Genomic DNA, 19,141 nt, shown 5'->3' with positions numbered 1-19,141 from the left:
ACCATTTCGCTCACACTGGGCGCCAGTACGTTCCCTAACGAGCGTATCGCGGGGGTCACAATGCCTTCCGGCGCCGAAGCTGGGCCCGATCGCTGTACCCGGCCGTACGGCAGACCGGAAACTGGCACGCCGCCCGGCCATGGGCGCCCTTCGTCAATGCTGCGTCCTCGATGTCACCGTGGCCCGGTCACCGTGACGGCAAAAGTCCGGCCGCCCATCGTGTCCCTGGGCTTCTCGGCGGTACTTGTGCTTGAGCAGGCCGGTCGGGACACCGCTCCTGCCCTTCTGAAAGGTTCCCATGTGCAACGATCCACCGAGGACTCCTGATCGCAGGCCGACCTCGATCCGGGCACAGGGCCGCGCCATCGCGGGCATGTCCGTGGGCACGACGCTCGAGTGGTTCGATTTCGGCCTGTACGGTGTGGTCGCTGCGCTGGTGTTTCCGCAACTCTTCTTTCCACCGTTGTCGGGAGCCGCCGGCGTCCTCGCGTCGTTCGCCTCGTTCGGCGTCGGACTGCTCGTCCGGCCGCTGGGTGCCCTGGTGTTCGCGCACTTCGGCGACCGCATCGGGCGCAAGCGGATGCTCGTCGTCGCCCTGCTGATGATGAGCTTCGCCTCCTTGGGCATCGCGGTACTGCCGGGTTACCACGCCATCGGTTTGGCGGCGCCGATCCTGCTGCTGCTCCTGCGGTGCGTACAAGGGCTGAGCCTCGGGGGCGAGACGAGCACCGCTCAGGTCATGGCCGTCGAATACGCGCCGGCCGGAAAGCGCGGGTTGGTGGGCGCCCTGGTGAACCTGGGCTCGCCACTCGGCCAGATCCTGGTGACGGTCACCCTGGTCCTCACCGAGGCGATTGGCGGCAGGCAGGCCTTCCTGGCGACGACCTGGCGGATCCCCTTCGTCGTGGGCTTCCTGATGGCCTTCGTCGGGCTCTTCATCCGGATGAAGGTCGCCGAGTCGCCCATGTTCGAGGTGGCATCGGGGACCGAGCGGCGTACTCGAGCCCCGTTGGTCGCGGTCATCCACGACTTCCCGGGAGTCGTTTTTCGACTGACACTGGTGTGGACGCCGCAGGTGGCGCTCTACTATGTCGTTGCGATCTTCTCGCTGCACTACATCAGCGACGTGTTGAAGATGCCTCCGCACATCGGCCTGTACCTGCTGCTGGCCGCGAACTCGGTCGGGGCCGTCACCGTCGTCGCCGGCGGACGGCTCAGCGACCGATTCGGTCGGCGGGCAGTCCTCGCGGCGTCCCTGGTGCTGACGATTGGCGGCATGCTGGCCTACTTCCCCCTGCTCAACACCAAGATGTGGGGGCTCATGTTGCTCGGCAGCATACTGACACTTCCGATGTCTCTGCTTGGATACGGGGCGCTTCCGGCGATGCTGGCCGAACCGTTCCCGACGAAGGTCCGGCTTTCAGGACACGCCACAATATTCACGCTCGGCAACGTCATCGGCGGTGCACCCACACCCTTCGTGGCGGAGTGGCTGATCGCGCAGACCTCGTCGACAGTGTGGTTGACCGTCGTGCTGGTCTGCGGGCTCCTGATCGGCTTGATCGCCCTGACGTCCATTCCCGAGTCGCGCCACCTGAGCCTGACCGAGTAGTGCAGGTCCTGGCGCGGACCGGGTGTCATCGCGACATCGGGCCGGACGCCTGCGGTCAGGGTGCGGCCCCCGGCTGGACCACCGACACCCGCGGGTACTGCTGGCGCCCGCTGCGGGCCAGGTCAGTTTGCCGGGCGAGAACTCCGGCGGGAGCCGGGTCGCAGCCGCTCAAACCATCGGCTCGGGGTGGCCAGGATGATGAGTGCGAGCGCAACACGCGCCGCGATGAGTGCATAGGCTTCGTACTTGGTCGGCGGATGGCCGAGGAAGACGGTCATGTGCGACGCCCAGCTCCAGACCTCCGGGATTGTGCTCCATCTGGGGTCGGTGTGGTTGTTGATCGTCAGGAAGGCCAGGTCCTCCAGACCGGAGATCATGATGAGCAGCGAGGCGTATCCGATGCGACGGACGTTGCCGGCGGTGCCGCCGCCAAGGCGGTACGCCAGGACGAGGGCGGCGATGACGACTGGCGTCAAGACAAGCACGTGGTAGTAGACGGTTGGGAAGTCGTCGAGATAGAAGAAGATCTTCGGTACGAAGTACAGGAGGAATACACAGAATGCGGCGGGGATGAGGATGCGTGCCAGGTGGAGACGCCGGGCGAGGTCGAGGTCGACCCGGGCGATCGCCTCGACGGCGAACACGAACGGCAGAAGTTTGAACAGGAAGATGCCGAGCGATTTGACCTCGCGGTCGTGCGGCAACGTGAACCACACGACGGCGGCAGATGCGGCAGCGAAAGCTACCAGAACGAGGAACGTCGCGTTGCGGCGCAGGATCTCGGGCATGGGCTGCTCCTATGTCGCCTGCTGCGCGGGTGAGCTCTGGATACGGCGGAGCGTTCGTGGTCGGTGGCGCTGGTCGTTTGCGACCGTGGGGTCCTCGTTGCGGAGGGGGATGGCTGCGAGGACCCCGGGCCGGGTGGGCGGTCAGTCTCCTGGTAGCGGGCGCCGCTGGGTGGCGTTCCTTGCTGCAACCCATACTACGATGCAGCTTCGTAGTCGAACTCCCCGCTTCCGCGGCGACCGCGAGAGACCAGAGCCGCAGCCGCAGCCGCGGCCGTCGACTGCTTAGGTGTTGGTCCCGTCGTCCGATCGACGCCGCCGGGCCAGCAGTGCGATCCCCAGCGCCCCGACGACCACGATGCCGCCGATCGCGGCGATCCACCCGACTGGCGTGTTGTCGCTGGAGTCAGAGGACGCGGGCGCCGCAGCGTTGCTGCTCTCAGTCGGCGATGTCGCCGGTGAAGGGCTCGCGGGTGCGGAGGACGAGGTTGGGACGGACGTCGCGGCGGCGCCTGGCGCGGCAGGCCGCAGCTTCAACGCCGGTGCGGGGTTCTCCGGTTCCGGGTTGGCAGCGTCTGGCACATCGATCCAACGCGACACCTTGCCGTCGCTGTAGGTCTCGATCGTCTTGAACACCAGCACGGTCGCGTCGACGGGCAGCCGCGCGACCATGACCGAATGGACGGCATCGTCCTTCGGCTTGAGGGCCGGTCCGGCCACGGTGTATCCGTCCGCGGCGACGGTGAGGGTCCAGCCGGGAGGCGCCGACACCAGCCGTACGTCCGCGGGAGCGATGCCGGTCGGCAGCACGACCCGTTCGGAGACGATGCCCGCCCGGGTCGACTCGCCCTCACCGGTGAAGGTGACCGTGACGTTGCCGGCACCGGCCTGCGGGTTGTCGGCCACCACTTCGACGTGCGCAGCGGCCGGGGAGCCGCCGAAGACAACGGTCAACGTTCCGATGGCGGCTCCGGTCGCGACCGCCACAGGCAACGACCGACGACGAACGGACATGCGATCCCCCTACCACTGGAAGAGCTCGGCGTTGAGCCTACTACTACGTACTTTCGGAGCCGTGCCGACGTCGAGCCGCTCGGTGACGGGCGATCCGCACCGCAACGGTCCACCCGCGCCATCACCGCCACCGCCCGTGTTTGAATCCGCCTTCTGCGTCCAGCACCGGTCAGCGCACCTGGATGGTCGTCGTCGCGGTGGCCCGGTTCGTCTCGTCGATGCGGACCGTGAAGCGCAGTTGCCAGTCGCCGGCGACCGGGAAGGTGAGCTGTCCGCTGGCGTGGTCCGAGGTGAGCGCGAGCAACGGCACGGCGATCGGCTCGATGCCCCGATCAGGCAGCGCAGCGGTGCCGGACCACTCCGCGACCGGAATCGGTCGGCCGCCGGCGTCCGTGGCGTAGAGGTGCACGGTGTTGACGCCGGTCCGAGCGGGGGCGATGTCGATCCCGAGTTGGAACAGATTCGTCGTCACCGTGACGTTGAACGCGTCGCGGGACGGCGGCCCGGCCTGGGCCGTGCGCGCGGGCGTGGTCTGCACGAGTGCAGCCGTCGCGGCGAGCACCACTGCGGTGATTGCGACCTCGGCGAGTACCGTTCGTTGCAGGCGCGCAATGCGCGGTGTGTCCGTACGATCCTGCGCGTCCGCCGGATCAGCATCTGGGCGGTCAGTGAACCCGGCGACCAGCATCCTTGAGCACTGCGCAACGCCCAGGACCACTGCCAGCAACCCGGCCTTGGCAAGTACGAGGCGGCCGTAGGCAGTGCCGGTAAGCCCGTCCAGCGTGCCAACTTGCACCAGCGCCTGTGCGACGCCGGCCAGGACGAGGACCGTGACCGCGAGCATCGCCCAGTCTGACCAGACCGGGAGGATGACGGCGAGTTCGCGGGGCGAGGCCCTCCTCGACAGGGACACCAGCACGACGGTCAGGCCGCCGAGCCAGACGGCCATCGCTCCGAGGTGCGCCACGTCGGCAACGACCGTGAGGGCCGGGATCGGACCGGCGATCGGGTGCCCGGCGACCGGCCAGGTCGCTAGCCCCGTGATACCGAGCACCGCGAGCGTCACGACGACTGCGATGCCGGGTCGTCCGACCCGACCAGCGATGATCCGGCGCAGCACCAGTGCGGCGCCGACGACGACCCCGAGACGAACGAGATGCGCCACCCCGAACGGGCTGCCGATGACCGCCCGTAGCGACTCGGCGGACAGCATCGACCGGTCCGCGCCCAGGGTGTATGGGAATTGCAGCGCGAGCTCGGCAACCGCGGCCAGGGCCGAAGCCCATACTCCGGCGCGGGCAAGGGTCGCGGGGCCCGTCCGCCCGCCAACCGGCAGTCTCCGCGGCCATAGGGTGCACAGCACCAGCATCGGTCCCGCAAGCAGCACGAGTCCGCCGTAGCCGACATACCGCGCGACGGCCACGCCGAACGCGATGCTCGGGGGCGTTGGCGGGGCATCGGCATCGGACGCCGTTGGCGGCGTCGCCGACGGCTCGATCAGCGAGTAGGTGAACCCGCCGGTGATGGGATGGTCGTCCGCCGAGACCACCCGGTAGCTGACCAGGTAGGTGCCCTTGCCACCGCCGGACCGCAACGGGATGCGCAGCTGCCGGTCGGTTGCGGCAGGCCTGCCCAGGTCGGCGCGTTGGCCGTCGGGGCCGGTCACCCTGATCTTGTCAGGGACTGCCCGGACCGCCTCGCTGAACGTCAGCACCACCGCGTCCGGAGCGTTCTGTACGACCGCGCCGGAGGCCGGTGTGGTCCCTTCGACATCGGCGTGGGCGCGTGCCGGCGTGGCCCACAGCAGCAGCACCGCGGCCGTCGGCAAGATGGTGACCAGCACCCGCGAGCACAGGAACCGGACCCGCATCCGACACCGCATCAGCGCGGCCCGGATGAAGCCACCGCGGGCTTGGGAGGTTCGGGCACTCATGCGGCAGCCCGAGACGGTTCGCCGTGCCAGCGGTCCGGCAGGATCGCAGGTCGACGGCCGGCTGCGACGTCCTCGACCCAACCAAACGTGGCGACGGCGGTGGCCAGGATCACCAGCACCGCACCGAGCCGTGCGGGTGTGCCACCTGGAAGCCAGGGCTCGACGGCGGTCGCGACGAGCCAGATCGCTGCCTGATGCCACAGGTAGATGGTCAACGCGCGATGATTCACGGCCCGCAAGGCCGCGCCAAGCCGACCGGACAGCCTTTGGCGCGTCGGGTGACGCCCGCGGGCGACCCGTAGCGGCACGACTGGCCAGAACGGCTCGCCGCGGCGACGCGGCCGTCGCAGCCGCGGCACCAACGCGAGCAGCACCAGCAGTACGGCGACAGACCACGGGACGTCGGCCACCGGCGCGTCGTTGAGGTCGTATCCCCGCGGACCGGGTGCACGGTACAGCAGCGTGAGGCCCACCGCGCCGAGGACAGCGACAACGGGCCACAGCAGACGCGCCGGGATGCGCTCGAGGAGCCGGTCATGATGGGCGAACCCGATGAGCCACATCGGCAGGTACAGGAAGAAGTCCCGCACGACGCCGCCGGTGTCCTGTCCAAGGGTCGCGAGGCCGACCAGCACCCCGAAGGGCACAAGGACCGACGCCGTCGGACGCCTGCGGAACAGCGGCAGCAGCAATGGAGACAGCAGCACGAACCACAGATACGACCGGACGTACCACAGTATGCCGAGTGCCGGTGCGGCCCATTCGCTGACCGGTGGGTCGTCGACCGGTACGAGCCACAACACCCACCGCCACGAAACCCCGAAGCCCCCGCGTGCCGTCATGGCGGCCAGCGCAGCGGCCCCGATAAGCCAGACTGGCGGGAGGATACGCCGGACCCGCCGGACGACCGCCGTGCGACCGTAGCGGTCGAGCGAGGCTGCCATGAGTGAGCCGCCGAGTGCGAACATGAGCCCCATGGCCGGAAACGCCACCGTGAGCCACGCCCAGCCAACGGTGTGGTAGACCACGACCCGGGCAATGGCCGCAGCCCTGAGCAGGTCGATGTAGCCGCTGCGGCTGGCGCTCGTTGTGGTCACCGCTACGTCGGTCGAGGAGGTCGACGCCATACGTCCCCACCCTTCCGAGTTGCGCAACTCCGACATTGTACTACGCCAAACCGTAGCTACTACTCGTGCTTTTTAAGCGAGAACCAGACTGGCTACTATTTCCGATAGTTGTCATACGGTGCGTCTGGACGAACGCCCTCTGGCGCGTCGGCGAGGTCCGCGAGCCTCGCCCGGCGACGTCAGACCAACGGCGTCCACTGCCGGCGCGAGTGCAGTTCACGGTCCTCGCCGGTCTGGCGTGGGCGGGCGGGAGGCGGCGATGCGGCGGTGGGCAGTTCGTCGGCCGACGGATCCGCGATGGCAAACCTGGTCGCAGTTCGGCCTTTTCGTGGTCATCGTCGTTGCCGCAACGGTGGCCGCACTCCTGTTACCTGTGGTCCTGGTCGCGATAGCGTTCGTTCTGATGTTCAGCTGAACGCTTCCTTCCCGACCGAGGCACGGCAGGAGATCGCGTGTTGGTCCGGCTGATCGTGATGACCTCGGATCAACGGACGCTTGCCTGATGCCAGATCCTCGTCGACACCCCGCCGGCGCTGCACACTACGTGATGATCAAGCCAGGATGCCCGTCAACGTCCTCCGGCGGTCCGGGCTGCGGTCGCAGTGCGGCAGCGAGCGCGGCCAGGGAATCGGCTCATTTTCCCGAGATCCTGCGCTCGTAGTTGTCCAGCGCTGCACGGAGTGCGGCCGCCTCGTCCAGGGTCATCCGCCCGAGGAAGTGGGTCAGTGCCTCGGACGGGTTACCGCTGGCGGCCAGAGCCTCGTGCATGGCCTGGGCGGCATACAGGTTTCGCGAGACCACCGGCGTGTAGCGGTACGCCCGGCCGTTCGGCTCGCGGATGAGCCAACCCTTGCGGTAGAGCGTGTCGAGCACTGTCATGACCGTCGTGTACGCGAGGGTGCGGTGCCAGCTCAGCTCGGTGAGCGCCTCGCGCACGGACGTTGGCTGCTGGCGCTCCCACAGCAGATCCATGAGCGCCGCTTCCAGATCTCCGAGTCCGTGCACCGCGCATCCTTCGGTCGACTATGCCTCATAGTAACCCGCAAGGCAGCAGCCGTCGCCGCACTCGGCATCGCCATTGCCGCCAGCAGCAGCCGGAGTGCGCAGGGCCGCGGCGGGTGAGCAGCAGGCGTCGCCCCGCCAGGCCTCGCGGCCTTCCTTGACCGCGACGGCGGCGATGACGAACGCGGCCACCGGGTCGGCCCACCACCAGCCGAACAGCGAGTTCACCGCCAGGCCGACGAGCAGCACGGCGGACAGGTAGGTGCACAGCAGCGTCTGCTTGGAGTCGGCGACCGCCGAGGCGGAGCCGAGCTCCCGGCCGGCCCGGCGCTGCGCAGCGGACAGGACCGGCATCACCGCGAGCGAGACTGCGGCCAGGACGAGGCCGACGGTCGAGTGTTCCGCCCGGTCGGCGCCGGCCAGCGCCCGGACGGACTCGACGCTGACGTACGCGGCGAGCGCGAAGAACGACACCGCGATGACCCTGAGCGCGGTGCGCTCCCGGCGCTCGTGGTCGGGACCGGAGAACTGCCAGGCGATCGCGGCGGCCGAGGAGACCTCGATGACCGAGTCGAGCCCGAAGCCGATGAGCGCGGTCGACGAGGCGCTCGTCCCGGCGGTGATCGCGACGACCGCCTCGATGACGTTGTAGGTGATGGTCGCGGTGACGAACAGCCGGATCCGGCGGGTGAGGACGGCCCGGCGGTTGGGTGACGGACCGAGCGATACCAGCGGCATGCCCATCAGCAGCACCCCTCGGTCTCGGCGACGGGACAGGCCGCCGGGTCGACGGCGAGGACCAGGCCGAGTAGGTCTCCGAGGGCGTGGGCGAGGCGGGCGTCGGCGAGCTCGTAGCGGGAGCGCCGGCCTTCCGGGACGGCGACGACCAGGCCACAGCCACGCAGGCAGGCGAGATGGTTGGAGAGGTTCTGCCGGCTGGTGCCGAGCAGGTCGGCCAGCTCCGCCGGGTAGCCGGGACCGTCGCGCAGGGCGAGCAGCAGCCGGGCCCGGACCGGATCGGACAGGGCATGGCCAAAGCGGGCGAGGACCTCACCGTGGGTCAGGATCTCCACACCCCGACTGTACATCGGCTAGTTAATAAACGCGACACTGAACTAATTCGGCGCAGCTCCTTGACGGCCGGCAACTCCCCCAGTCATTGTCATATGCGCATCTGAACATGAGTCATTGGGCGGAGTACTGATGGGCCACGACCACGAGCACGGACACCAGATGACCGCAACCGGGCGGCACCGGCGAGCCCTCGCCGGAGCGCTCGGCATCGCCGCCGTCATCTTCGCCGTCGAGGTCGCCGGTGCGCTGATCACCGGCAGCCTCGCCCTACTCGCCGATGCCGGGCACGTACTGGCCGACGCCGGCGGCGTCGCCCTTGCGCTCGGCGCGGCACTGCTCGCCGGCCGGCCCGCGTCCGCGCGCCGGACGTTCGGCTGGGCCCGGGCCGAGATTCTCGCTGCAGCCGTCAACGGCCTGATCCTGGCCGGCATGGGCGTCTACGTGTTCGTCGAGGGCGTCCGGCGCCTGGTCGAACCCGCCGAGGTCGAACCCGGCGGCATGGCCGTGTTCGGCGCGATCGGCCTGGCCGGCAACCTAGCCGCGGTCGCCCTGCTCTTCCGGGCACGCAACGCGAGCTTGAACCTGCGCGGCGCGTTCCTCGAGGTGGCCACCGACACCGCCACCTCGGTCGGGGTCCTCGCCGCAGCGGCAGTCATCGCCGTCACGGGGTTCACCCGCGCCGACGCGATCGTGTCGATCCTCATCGGGCTGGTCATCGCTCCGAGGGCGCTGCGCCTGCTGCGCGAGGCGGTGAACGTCCTGCTCGAAGCCACCCCGGCCGGCGTCGACCCGGAGCAGATCCGTGCCCACATCACCGAGCTCGACCGCGTCCTCGGCGTCCACGACCTGCACGTGCACACCGTCACCTCCGGGCTACCGGTGCTCACCGCGCACGTTGTCGTCGACGACTCCTGCTTCCACGACGGACACGCCCCGCAAGTGCTCGACGCCCTGCAGGCCTGCCTGGCCGGTCATTTCGACGTCGAGCACTCCACGTTCCAGCTCGAACCGGCGGGCCACGCCAACCACGAGCACCCCGTCCACCCCTAACGACCAGCGCGCTCGCATCGCCGGCCTGCTGTTCGTCGCACCCCAGCATCTGCAGTTCGTCCTCGGCCTCGACGCCCTCGACACCGGCCTGCGCCTACTGCCCCTCATCGCCGGGTTCATCGCCGGCGCCGGCGTCGCAACCCGTTTCACTGCCCGCACCGGCCACCGCGCGCCGATCGTCGCCGGCCTGGCCGTCACCACCCTCGGACTGGTCCTCGGCGTGTTCACCGAGGCGGACACCGGCTACGGGTACATCGCAACCTGGTACACGGTCGCCGGGCTCGGCGTCGGCGCCACCCTCGCGCCGGCCATGGACGCCGTGCTGTTGATGCCGAGCCAACCGCGCCCGGCCACGGCCGAGATGGTGGAGACGTCCGGACACATTGACTCGCACACGACTCGGCCAATCCCGGCGACACGCCGCCGCCTGTCACCAGGACCCCCCACGGCCATCCCGAGAGTTACGGCGGCGCGTGCGCCGGGCAGCCCGCGCATACAGTCCGCGACGCTGCGCCACGCGGCGCAGCGATCCAACCACGGTGATGCTCGGCGCAGCTGACGGAAGGTCGCCGTCCGACGGACTCGAATCACAAGCCAGCTCCCCGCCCTTGCCTGATCCCACCCGTCACAGCCGCACGTCGTCGGGTACCTACCGGCCACGCCGGCGACCGCCGCCATGGACGGGCGAACCTGCCGTCGCGATGGGTACCGTTGCCGATCTGAACCTCGGACCCGGGACGGCTGTGGCACGAATCCGGGATTCCATGTCTACGATATGCCTTAGTAGTGTCTGGGGCACTGGATGGTTCAGGGTTGACACAACGGATCAGACCAATGAAACGCTTGAGAGGAAGGCAACGATGAGCGAGTACGGCGAGTTCCAGACGGGCATGGAGTCGGGCGAACTGGAGCAGTTGCACCAGGAGTCCGGCAGCGAGCAGGACTACAACTCCGAGTTCGGGGTGTACGCGCAGGACAGCGCCTCTGCCGAGTCGACGGACTTCGAGACCGGCCGGCACGTCGAGTACGAGGACCCGAGCGGCGCCCGGTACGAGGAGACCGAGTACACCAACTACTCTCACGACGAAGCCGAGACGGACTCGGTCTTCGCCGCCGATGGCAGCGAGCAGTCCTCGTCCGCTGACTTCTCCAGCATGGACGCCCTGCGTGCCCAGTTCCAGAGCAACTTCGCTCAGGGCACGCAGTTCTCGGGCGGCGATGCCGGCTTGTCGATCGCCTCGAACTAGGCGCCTGAGCGTCAAGTCAGGCCGCTGGACCAGGGGCGACGTTTCCCTGAGCCGGGTCCAGCAGCCTGACTTCAGCGAGCGCTCGCGGAAGCCGGCCCGCAGCAAGGTTGACCGCTCGTCCGGCGGCTAACCCTCCTGCAACGGCTCGGTGTCCGTGCCCGTCAAGCCCGCGATCACCTCGATTCACCCGGCACCGGATGCACCACCTTCGGGGCCCGACGACCGGCAGGAGCCTCCGCAATGATCCGGCGCCCGCGACCTCTGCACATTCGGCTTGCGGCCGCTGCCCTGGCCGGAGCATTGGCCGGAACGCTACCCGTCACGGAGGGCGTGCCGGCGTGGGCAGACGTCACGGTCCAGGCGGACAACGCCCGGCCTGGCGCGCGGAGCGTGACGGTAACCTTCAGCGGCACTGCTGGAAGGCAGCGCGCCCGGGTGGTGTCCGAGCGAGTACAGCTGCCTGCCGGCCTGGAACCTGGCGACATCCGGCCTCTCGCCGCACCGGATCGTTGGAAGTTCACCGCAACCTCCGACGGTTTCACCGTGAGCGGACCCGTCCTGAGCTCCGGGCGCGAGGTGACCTTCGCGATCGTCGTGTCCCAGCTGCCACGAGGTGCCACCCGCCTCGTCTTCAAGACGATCGAGACCTTTGAGGACGGCACGTCGATCCGGTGGGTCAACGTGGCCGGGCCTGGCCAGCCAGCGCCGACAAACCCCGCGCCGGTGCTCCTGTTGATGCCCGCCGCAACCGGCGACGTTGCCGGATCCTGCGCAGTCGCGTGTACCGGCGCACCGCAGGAGAACACCAGCCAGACAGCCGCCGGACTGGCCGGGCAACCATCGCGGGCAGACACCGGCCTGCCGCGCACCAGCAGGATCGGCCTGCAGCTACTCGCGGTTGTTGCCGTGCTAGCCATGGTGGGTTTCGGTGTTTTTGTCGTCGTTGTCGTCCGACGGCCGGCTTCAGCCACCGACAATGCTCCGATCCACTACGACGAAGCGCCCAAGTAGATGCTCTCGCGCCCGCTCTGTCGCCTGGAGTTGCGATGCCATCGACCCGCGTCAGTCACCTGCCGTTCCGCCGTGCGCTGTCAATCACCGTGTCGGCGGCAGGCCGCCGAACTTCGACCGCGCCGCCCGTTCCCGATGGCCGCGAGCAGCGAAGCTCAGCTCCTTCGTCGGCGTTCGATGGCAGCTCGGACGGCCAAGCGCGCCACTGTCAGAAACGCTGACACGCTCGAATCGACGTCGTGCGAACGGGCGGTGGTGAGCGTGACCCGGACTCCTGCGCCCTCAAATACGGACGACAAGCCTCTGGTGGCCACCTGGCTGTTCAGTTCATCTCGAAGGCTGGACTCGACTGCGGCAGCAAATTCAGCACGAAGCGGGTGAGCCAGGCTGACGAACTCGAACTCGGTTGTCCCGCCCTCGAGCGGCTCGATGTCGACCACGATCTCGGCATAGACCGGCTGCGCCCCGGTGCTGGGCGAAAGACGCATTCGAACACCAAGTATCGGTCCGCTGAACAGGGATGACATGGTGCACTCCCAAAATATCGACGACTTCGGAGCCAGTCTTCACCGAGCGGCGGCACCAGATCACGCACCCCTGTCGCTAGGCCGCACGCCATCGCCACAGCCAAAGATCCGCGAGACAGAACCTAGTGCTCTTCCAGCTTGTGGTGCGGTGAACGGCTGACGGGCGCGCAGTCAGTCGTACAGCTATGCCTCGGCGACAACCGGTGAATACGAGCCCGCTTGCACCCGGGCGCTCAGACGCGGACGTAGAAGCGCAGCGTCAGCCAGGCCGTGGCGGCGTGCGCCCTTCTGCGCGGGCCCAGGCGGCCAGTGCGTGGTCCTCGCCGTCGGCCTCGGCCCGGTCGATGACGCGGTCGATGCGTTCGGCCTCCCGCTGATCGGCTCGCCACCACTGGGCGAGCAGCACGATCGCGACGACGGCGGTCGGCAACTCGCCGAACGACCAGGCGATGCCACCGCCGAGCCGCTGATCGTCGATCGGTGACAGGCCCCATGGCCGGGCGACGGCCGTGTACCAGTCGGCGGCGAGCAGTGTGGTGGACTGCTGCACCGCCAGCCCGAAGATGGCGTGCAGGGCCATCGCGGCGAACAGCAGCAGCCGCATGGGATACGGCGCCGGACGGCGGCCCGGGTCCACGCCGATGAGGCTGCTGAAGAACAGGTAGCCGGCGAGCAGGAAATGCGCCTGCATGGCCAGGTGTGCGACGTGTGAGCGCAGCGCGAGGTCGAACAGGCCGGTGAAGTACAAGCCGTACAGGCTGCTGACGTAGACCGCCAGCGCGGCGAGAGGGTTGGCCAGGACGGTGGCCGGACGGCTGTGCAGCGCCGCGGTCAGCCACTCCCGCGGCCCGGGCCAGCCGGCGTCGCCGCTGGGACGCAAGGCGCGCAGCGCGAGGGTAACCGGCGCTCCGAGCACGAGCAGGATCGGGGCGAGCATGCTCAGCACCATGTGCACGGCCACATGGGCGCTGAACAGCACCGGCGCGTAGCGGCCCAGGCCGGAGCTCGTCGCGAGGACCACCACCGTCCAGCCGGCCGTCCACATGGCCAGACGATGCACTGGCCAGGTGTCGCCGCGTCGGCGTAGCCGCCACCAGCCCGCGACGTAGGTGCCGACCGCGACGAGGGCCACCGTCAACGACAGCGGCTCGACCAGCCACTGCGTCAGCAGCCGGCCCACCGACACCGGGTCAGGCATGGGAAAGCCCAGCAGACTCTGCGCTACGGTCTCTTCGCCGCCGTCAGCAGTCGGCGGTGGTGTGCGGGACAACCCGACCGCCAGGCCGAACGTCGCACCCAGCACGGCCACCTCGACGGCGGCGATCCGCCGGAACATTCCCGTCCGTCCACCGGCCAGCGCGGGGATGCTGACCCGCCGGTGCCACGCGGCGAGGGCTACGACCACCAGCACGGCGGCGATCTTGACCATGATCAGCCGACCGTAGGTGCTCGTCCACAGCTGGGATGGTTCCTGCAGGCGTGCTACGGCGTTGACCGACCCGGCGGCCACGACGAGCGGCAAGCACCAGGCTGCCACGGTGGAGAACCGCCGCACCGCCCGGTGCAGATCGGCGTCGCCGCGACGACGCACCAGCAGCAGCGCGGCGAGTCCACCGAGCCAAACCGCCGCGGCGACGCTGTGCAGCACCAGCGACGACACGGCGAGCTGATGGTTTCCCGACGATGCGGCATGCCCGGCGAATGCCGGTGCTGCGAGCCCAGCCGCGGCCACCGCACCCAGCGGTACGACCGTGCTCACCTGGAGGGCGAACCGTGCCACGACCGCGATCACCAGCGCCGCCACTGCACTGACCAGCAGCGCGCGGCCCTGCAGAAGGTCGAGCAGGAAGCTCACCGTCGCCCGGCCTCGCAGAATCTCGGCGGCTGGAGTGGCAAGCAGGTCCGACACCGTGAACACCGCCAGCGCCGCAACCGCGATCAGCCATCCCGCTGCAGCCACCGACGCCAACCGCACCGCGTAGAAGCCCACGGCGGACAACGCCATCCGCCGTCCCCGCGCGGTGCGCTCGCGCTCCACGGAGGCGAAGCAGACCGCGCCGACGAGAAGCCCGAGGGTCACCGCGGCGCTCACGTCAACCAGCACCCGGGCAGTCGGCAGCCCCCATGCGGTCACCGGCCCGGCAACGGTCAGGCCGGGCAGGGCCGTCGTGCTGGCACCACCTCCGACGTACACCGCGCCCGCCGCAGCGGCAACTGCGGTCACCGCGGTCGCGGCCGCGACCACCGCGCGTCGTTCCCTCACCCGTCTCCCACTCATCTGTCGTGCCGCGACCCGCGACGCACACAGCGGCGCGTGACTGTGCGCATGTGAGACCGAACCTCCAGTAGGGCGGCTGTCAGGTGTTGTCGGATGCGGTCGGCGGTGCCGCCGGATCGGGTTGCCGGCCACGCGGCCAGAACGCCAACGCTGCGGCGATCGCGATGAGGCCTGCGAGCGCACCGACGACAAACGCGACGCCCCACGGCTCGATCGGCTCGTCCGCCTCTGCTGCCGCGCCCGAGGACGCGGAGGCCGATGGCGCGACCGCGGGCGCCGCAGCACTGGCCGGCGCCGGGGACGGGCTGTTCACGGCCGAAGACGCGGTCGCGGCAGAGGTCACCGTGAAGGTGATCTTGCCTTGAATCGGATGCCCGTCGGTCGAGACGACCCGGTAGGTCACGGTGACCGGCCCGGGCGTGCTCGCGGCCCGCAGCGGCTGGGTGAGGGAGGTGCCGGCACCGGTCGGCGGTTCGGCGACGAGGTCGAGACCGGCAGCGTCGACCACCGCCACCTGGGCCATGGCCACGTTCGGCGATTCGCGGAAGGTCATCGTGATGGCCGTCGGGCCCATGGGCAGGCTCGCACCTTCGGCGGGCGTGCTGCTGCGCAGTGCATTGTGTGCCGACGCGGGTGTCCCCGTGGCAGCGAGCCCGGTGATGACGCTCGCCAGTGTCAACGCCGCACCCGTCCACCAACGGGCCCGCCGTCGCGCCCGAACGTCTGATCTCACCGAACCGTATCCCTTCCCGGTGGTACTACTACGACTCACAGTCGTCCTTTGCGGTGCGAAAGTTCCCGATGGTCTCCGGGTACCACGGTTGGCAAGGAGATGATGCATACCTGGCTGACCGGCTGGACATTCTACTATGCTGACTAGTACCCGGAGTTCGACCGCGATCGTGAACGCGAGTGGGGTGCCGCGTGATGAACTGGCGACGCCAACAGCCCGGATCCGTCCAGGCGCATATCGTCACAGGCTTGCCGGGCAGCACTGCGAGCGGAGCTGCCAACGGTGTGGGTGGATCCGGGGTGTGTTTTTCGCAACGGTACAGCCGACGCTCGCGACCCCGTCGGCGCAGTTGCCCGCGCTGCGGATGTGCCGGCGTCGGCGACGAGGTCAGCTTTTACACATGGCGGGCGGGCGGCCGCCGGGAGTCGATTGGGTCAGCGGCGATCAGCAAAGGCCGCCGGTGCGGACGGCACGATACGCAACTACTCGCCGCGATGCTGAACGTTGTCGGATCGCCCAGGAACGGCGCTCCCGGCAGCGCCGACAAACCGTGCCGGCGGGGACGAGGTCAGAAGTTCCGGCGTCGGCGATCGCGCTCATGCCCGGATGCACCAACGCCGCGGTGGATGGCGGCGATGCGGAGCGAGTACCTGGCTCGCCACGGCGGCGGGCGACCTAGGGTGGCAGAGCGGCCGACCAGAGGTCATCTGGCGCGAGCGCCGACAGCGGAACGTTGAGGGCGCAGGCGAGCAGGTAGGCCGTAGAGAGCGTTGGTACGTATCTGCCGCTCTCAAGGTCCGAGACGTGGGAACGGTTGTGTCCAGCACGCTCGCCGAGCTCTTGTTGGCTGAGGCCGGCGGCTTGGCGGTGGTGCTTGAGCTGCTGGCCGAAGGCGATGGCGAGTAGGCGGTGATCTGGTCTGGACACGGGATCACGGTTGCGTTCGCCGACGATGACCGGTCAACCAGACGTTCGAGCGTCTGGCAATCGAGACACCGCACACAAACACAGCTCCTCCGCGTCGTCACCCTACTACTGATGATCGTAGGGTTCTTCGACAACTGAGGCAACAAGCGCGGCTGGTTCGCCGCGACAACTCATGTCGCCGACGAACGGATGGGGCGGTTGCAGCACCGCGCCGCGGCTGGCTGGGCTTGGGATCCAGTCGAGCGCGAAGAAGCGCAGCTCACGGCGTAGCCGACCCGACGTTCATCTCCCACTCAAGATAGGACATGATGCCACGGTACCGGCCGGACCGCATCCAGCCTCGTGTGCCGCCGGTCGAACCCTTTGTTCGACCCGCATTCACCCCGCCCCGGATGAAGCTGACATTGATCACCACTCGACGTTGCTCGCCTCCGTGAGGTAAGAACATGGCGGCAGGGACACCGTCGGGCGGCAGACCGACTGGTCGATCGGCAACGATCGACCAACAGGCATGGCTAACCGACTGGAACGGTGACAATGGACGAGCTGGTGCTGAGGGCGGCATATCCAGGCGACGACTGGACACCGGAGCCGTTGGAGCAGGTCATCGAGCCTGCCGTTCGCAAGCTCAGTCGACGCCGTCGAGGCCCCGCGGTCGCCGCCGCCGTCGTGTGCACGATGCTCTGCGCGCTGGTCGCTCGCCCCGCCTACGCCGACCCGGGCCAGAGCATTCCGGACGCCGGTTCCCGACCGATCGCCGCTGGCACGCTGGTCATGCCCGGCCAGAGCGGCACGACGGCCACCACACCACCGGCTGGCACCTCGGCGGCGTCGCTACGCGGGCCCCTCGCGGCGCAGTTGGCAGCCGCCGAGGCCGTGGTCACCTCACTCGGCCAGCGACGGCTGCAGGCATCACTGGACCTCGAAGCGGCGCAGGCCACACTTACCGACGCCGAGGAACAGCTGCGGCTCGCCACCGCCCGCGTCGCCGACCTGCGCGGCAAGGCCGACTCGGCGGCCGCCGACGCCTACAAGCGAGCGACCGGGCTCGGCCCGCTCGACCAGTACGCCTTTGATCTGTACCAGTTCGGGAGGCTTGCCCCCGGCCTCGGCGACCAGCCAGGCGGGCAGGAAACCGCTCGTGACCTGCTGCGCGCCGAGGACGAGAAGTCGGCGGCCGAGCTGAAGCTCGACCTCGCCCGCAGCGCGGTGCAGACCGCGCAGGGCATCTACACGCCGATCGACGTCGAGTTCAACGCCAGGAATGCGGCGTATCTCAAGCTGAAGAGCGACAACGAGGCTGCGGTACTGCAGATCGAGGCGGCGCAGGACGAGTATGAGCAGAGCCTCGGTGGTCCGGGCCTCGTCGCCAATCCGGTCATCGACGGCATGCAGGCGCATCCGAAGGCCATCCAGGCGTTGAACTACGCGATGGGCAAGATTGGGAGCTGGTACGTCTGGGGCGACGAAGGCCCCAACACGTTCGACTGCTCCGGCCTGGCGTACTGGGCCTACGGACTGGTCGGGGTGCGCGTGCCACGGGTCGCCAACGACATGTACCGCGGCACGACGAACATCCAGCCGACGAAGGACCGGCCCGGCGACCGGCTGCTTCCGGGCGACCTGGTGTTCTTCGCCAACGACCTCAATGACTGGCGCTCGATCTACCACATGGGCATCTACATCGGGAACGGCAACATGGTGGTTGCGCCGACCACTGGCCAAAAGGTCAAGGTCTCGCCGGTCAGGTGGTCCCGGCTGTTCGGCGCCTCGCGGATCTTCCCCGCGGTGCCGGCGCCCAACCAGACCACGCAGCCGCCGCAGCCCAACCCGACCTCCATCACGACCAACCCGTCGCCGTCTGCGACCACCTCGAAGCCGCCCACGTCGGCGCCGCCGTCGTCGAAGCCACCATCGTCAGCTCCTCCCTCGTCACAACCGCCCTCGTCACAACCGCCCTCGCCGGCGCCGCCCTCGTCACAACCCGCCTCGTCGGCGCCGCCGTCGCCGGCGGCCTCGCAGCAGCCGAGTACCTCGACGAGCGCGACGGCGTCCGCCTCCGCGAAGGCGCCGACGCCGCCCACCACACGTCGCGGCCATTCAACGACTTCGTGCGCGCCGGCTGAGCCATAGCCTGCGGCGAGCCAGGCGAGGTGCCGATCGGATGGCGTATCGTTGGTGATCGTGAAGCTTTCGGGTGTCCGCACTGCCGCTGACACCCCGGTCACGCTGCTGTTCGTCGAGGCCGGGGTGCACGTCATCGATCACAGCGCTCGGCGCGGCCGGTTGTTGCGCCTCGCGGGTGGCGCCGTGTTCGCCGCCTTTGCCATCGCGGCGCTTGGACTCGGCTTCGGGCACGCCGTCAACCGCGATCTGGGTGCAGCGCTTGCGGCGGCGGCGCTGATCCTGGCCATCGCCGCCGGCGTCACCGCCTTCGTCGTGTGGCTGTTCGCCCTCCAAGCCGAACGAACGATGCGCCGTGGCGAATCCGCTCCTGACATCGCCGTCGACGCGGTGCGCTGGGCCAACAGCAAGCCCGAGCACGGCCGGGTGGAGGTCACCGTCGGCATGGCCGACGGCACCATCCACACGTTCCACGCGGTCGGCATGGCCGGCCCGGAGCTGGCGCGCCAGTTCGGTCGTCTCCTCGCAGTCGGACAGGAGTCTCCGTCCGAGTCCTCCGCCGACACCGCAGCGCGCCCAGGGGCCCGGTAGGCACCGCATGCTTCCCAGCGTTGGGCGTAGCGACGAATCGCAGCGTCGAACGCGGACAAGGCTGAGCCTTGTCACGGCGATGAAGCCAGTGACGATGAGCCGCGGA

The 19,141-nt window shown here is 69.0% G+C and carries 17 protein-coding genes; 6 read left to right on the top strand and 11 right to left on the bottom strand.

Going from position 1 to position 19,141, the window contains the following annotated elements:
- Nucleotides 1-373: 373 nt before the first annotated feature.
- Nucleotides 374-1,612, top strand: a complete 1,239-nt coding sequence (locus tag IEZ31_RS40310; RefSeq protein ID WP_190255384.1) for an MFS transporter — start codon at nt 374-376, stop codon at nt 1,610-1,612.
- Between the two features lie 122 nt (nt 1,613-1,734).
- Here the strand turns inward: IEZ31_RS40310 and IEZ31_RS40305 are convergent, their stop codons facing one another.
- The 7 genes from IEZ31_RS40305 to IEZ31_RS40275 all read right to left on the bottom strand — a co-directional run bounded on the left by IEZ31_RS40305 (nt 1,735) and on the right by IEZ31_RS40275 (nt 8,561).
- Nucleotides 1,735-2,400 (bottom strand): hypothetical protein, encoded by a 666-nt coding sequence (locus tag IEZ31_RS40305; protein WP_190255383.1) that lies wholly within the window; start codon nt 2,398-2,400, stop codon nt 1,735-1,737.
- Nucleotides 2,401-2,682: 282 nt separating this feature from the next.
- Nucleotides 2,683-3,384, bottom strand: a complete 702-nt coding sequence (locus IEZ31_RS40300; protein WP_229836394.1) for a DUF1775 domain-containing protein — start codon at nt 3,382-3,384, stop codon at nt 2,683-2,685.
- A 196-nt stretch (nt 3,385-3,580) separates the two neighbouring features.
- Complete coding sequence (locus tag IEZ31_RS40295; RefSeq protein WP_229836391.1) at nt 3,581-5,254, bottom strand: copper resistance CopC/CopD family protein; 1,674 nt, start codon at nt 5,252-5,254, stop codon at nt 3,581-3,583.
- 86 nt (nt 5,255-5,340) lie between these two features.
- Complete coding sequence (locus IEZ31_RS40290; RefSeq protein WP_190255381.1) at nt 5,341-6,471, bottom strand: acyltransferase family protein; 1,131 nt, start codon at nt 6,469-6,471, stop codon at nt 5,341-5,343.
- Between the two features lie 633 nt (nt 6,472-7,104).
- Nucleotides 7,105-7,476 (bottom strand): BlaI/MecI/CopY family transcriptional regulator, encoded by a 372-nt coding sequence (locus IEZ31_RS40285; protein ID WP_190255380.1) that lies wholly within the window; start codon nt 7,474-7,476, stop codon nt 7,105-7,107.
- 18 nt (nt 7,477-7,494) lie between these two features.
- Nucleotides 7,495-8,217, bottom strand: coding sequence for a cation efflux transmembrane domain-containing protein (locus tag IEZ31_RS40280; RefSeq protein WP_190255379.1), 723 nt, complete (start codon nt 8,215-8,217; stop codon nt 7,495-7,497).
- Complete coding sequence (locus IEZ31_RS40275; RefSeq protein WP_190255378.1) at nt 8,217-8,561, bottom strand: ArsR/SmtB family transcription factor; 345 nt, start codon at nt 8,559-8,561, stop codon at nt 8,217-8,219. The genes IEZ31_RS40280 and IEZ31_RS40275 overlap by 1 nt, the downstream gene beginning before the upstream one ends.
- A 145-nt stretch (nt 8,562-8,706) precedes the next feature.
- Between IEZ31_RS40275 and IEZ31_RS40270 the strand changes: the two genes are divergently transcribed.
- The 3 genes from IEZ31_RS40270 to IEZ31_RS40260 all read left to right on the top strand — a co-directional run bounded on the left by IEZ31_RS40270 (nt 8,707) and on the right by IEZ31_RS40260 (nt 11,855).
- On the top strand, nt 8,707-9,597 hold the full coding sequence (locus IEZ31_RS40270; protein ID WP_229836388.1) for a cation diffusion facilitator family transporter: 891 nt from the start codon (nt 8,707-8,709) through the stop codon (nt 9,595-9,597).
- An 860-nt stretch (nt 9,598-10,457) separates the two neighbouring features.
- Nucleotides 10,458-10,844 (top strand): hypothetical protein, encoded by a 387-nt coding sequence (locus IEZ31_RS40265; protein ID WP_190255376.1) that lies wholly within the window; start codon nt 10,458-10,460, stop codon nt 10,842-10,844.
- Between the two features lie 543 nt (nt 10,845-11,387).
- A complete protein-coding gene (locus IEZ31_RS40260) occupies nt 11,388-11,855 on the top strand; it encodes a DUF1775 domain-containing protein (RefSeq protein WP_190255375.1) in 468 nt (155 codons plus the stop codon).
- Between the two features lie 155 nt (nt 11,856-12,010).
- Here IEZ31_RS40260 and IEZ31_RS40255 read toward each other — a convergent pair whose 3' ends face one another.
- The 4 genes from IEZ31_RS40255 to IEZ31_RS59550 form a co-directional block, all read right to left on the bottom strand.
- Nucleotides 12,011-12,382, bottom strand: a complete 372-nt coding sequence (locus IEZ31_RS40255) for a hypothetical protein (protein WP_190255374.1) — start codon at nt 12,380-12,382, stop codon at nt 12,011-12,013.
- Between the two features lie 259 nt (nt 12,383-12,641).
- A complete protein-coding gene (locus tag IEZ31_RS40250; protein WP_190255373.1) occupies nt 12,642-14,660 on the bottom strand; it encodes a bifunctional copper resistance protein CopD/cytochrome c oxidase assembly protein in 2,019 nt (672 codons plus the stop codon).
- A gap of 79 nt (nt 14,661-14,739) precedes the next feature.
- A complete protein-coding gene (locus IEZ31_RS40245; RefSeq protein WP_190255372.1) occupies nt 14,740-15,339 on the bottom strand; it encodes a copper resistance CopC family protein in 600 nt (199 codons plus the stop codon).
- A gap of 729 nt (nt 15,340-16,068) precedes the next feature.
- On the bottom strand, nt 16,069-16,320 hold the full coding sequence (locus IEZ31_RS59550) for a helix-turn-helix transcriptional regulator (protein WP_190255371.1): 252 nt from the start codon (nt 16,318-16,320) through the stop codon (nt 16,069-16,071).
- A 537-nt stretch (nt 16,321-16,857) separates the two neighbouring features.
- Between IEZ31_RS59550 and IEZ31_RS40235 the strand changes: the two genes are divergently transcribed.
- Nucleotides 16,858-18,453: a C40 family peptidase gene (locus tag IEZ31_RS40235; RefSeq protein ID WP_229836386.1), complete on the top strand. Its 1,596-nt coding sequence runs from the start codon at nt 16,858-16,860 to the stop codon at nt 18,451-18,453.
- A gap of 45 nt (nt 18,454-18,498) precedes the next feature.
- On the top strand, nt 18,499-19,035 hold the full coding sequence (locus IEZ31_RS40230; RefSeq protein ID WP_190255369.1) for a hypothetical protein: 537 nt from the start codon (nt 18,499-18,501) through the stop codon (nt 19,033-19,035).
- Nucleotides 19,036-19,141 lie beyond the last annotated feature (106 nt).

Source organism: Dactylosporangium sucinum (assembly GCF_014647515.1).
Taxonomy (GTDB): domain Bacteria; phylum Actinomycetota; class Actinomycetes; order Mycobacteriales; family Micromonosporaceae; genus Dactylosporangium; species Dactylosporangium sucinum.
The sequence above is the reverse complement of the archived record's forward strand: the minus strand, read 5'-3'. Positions and strand labels throughout refer to the sequence as shown.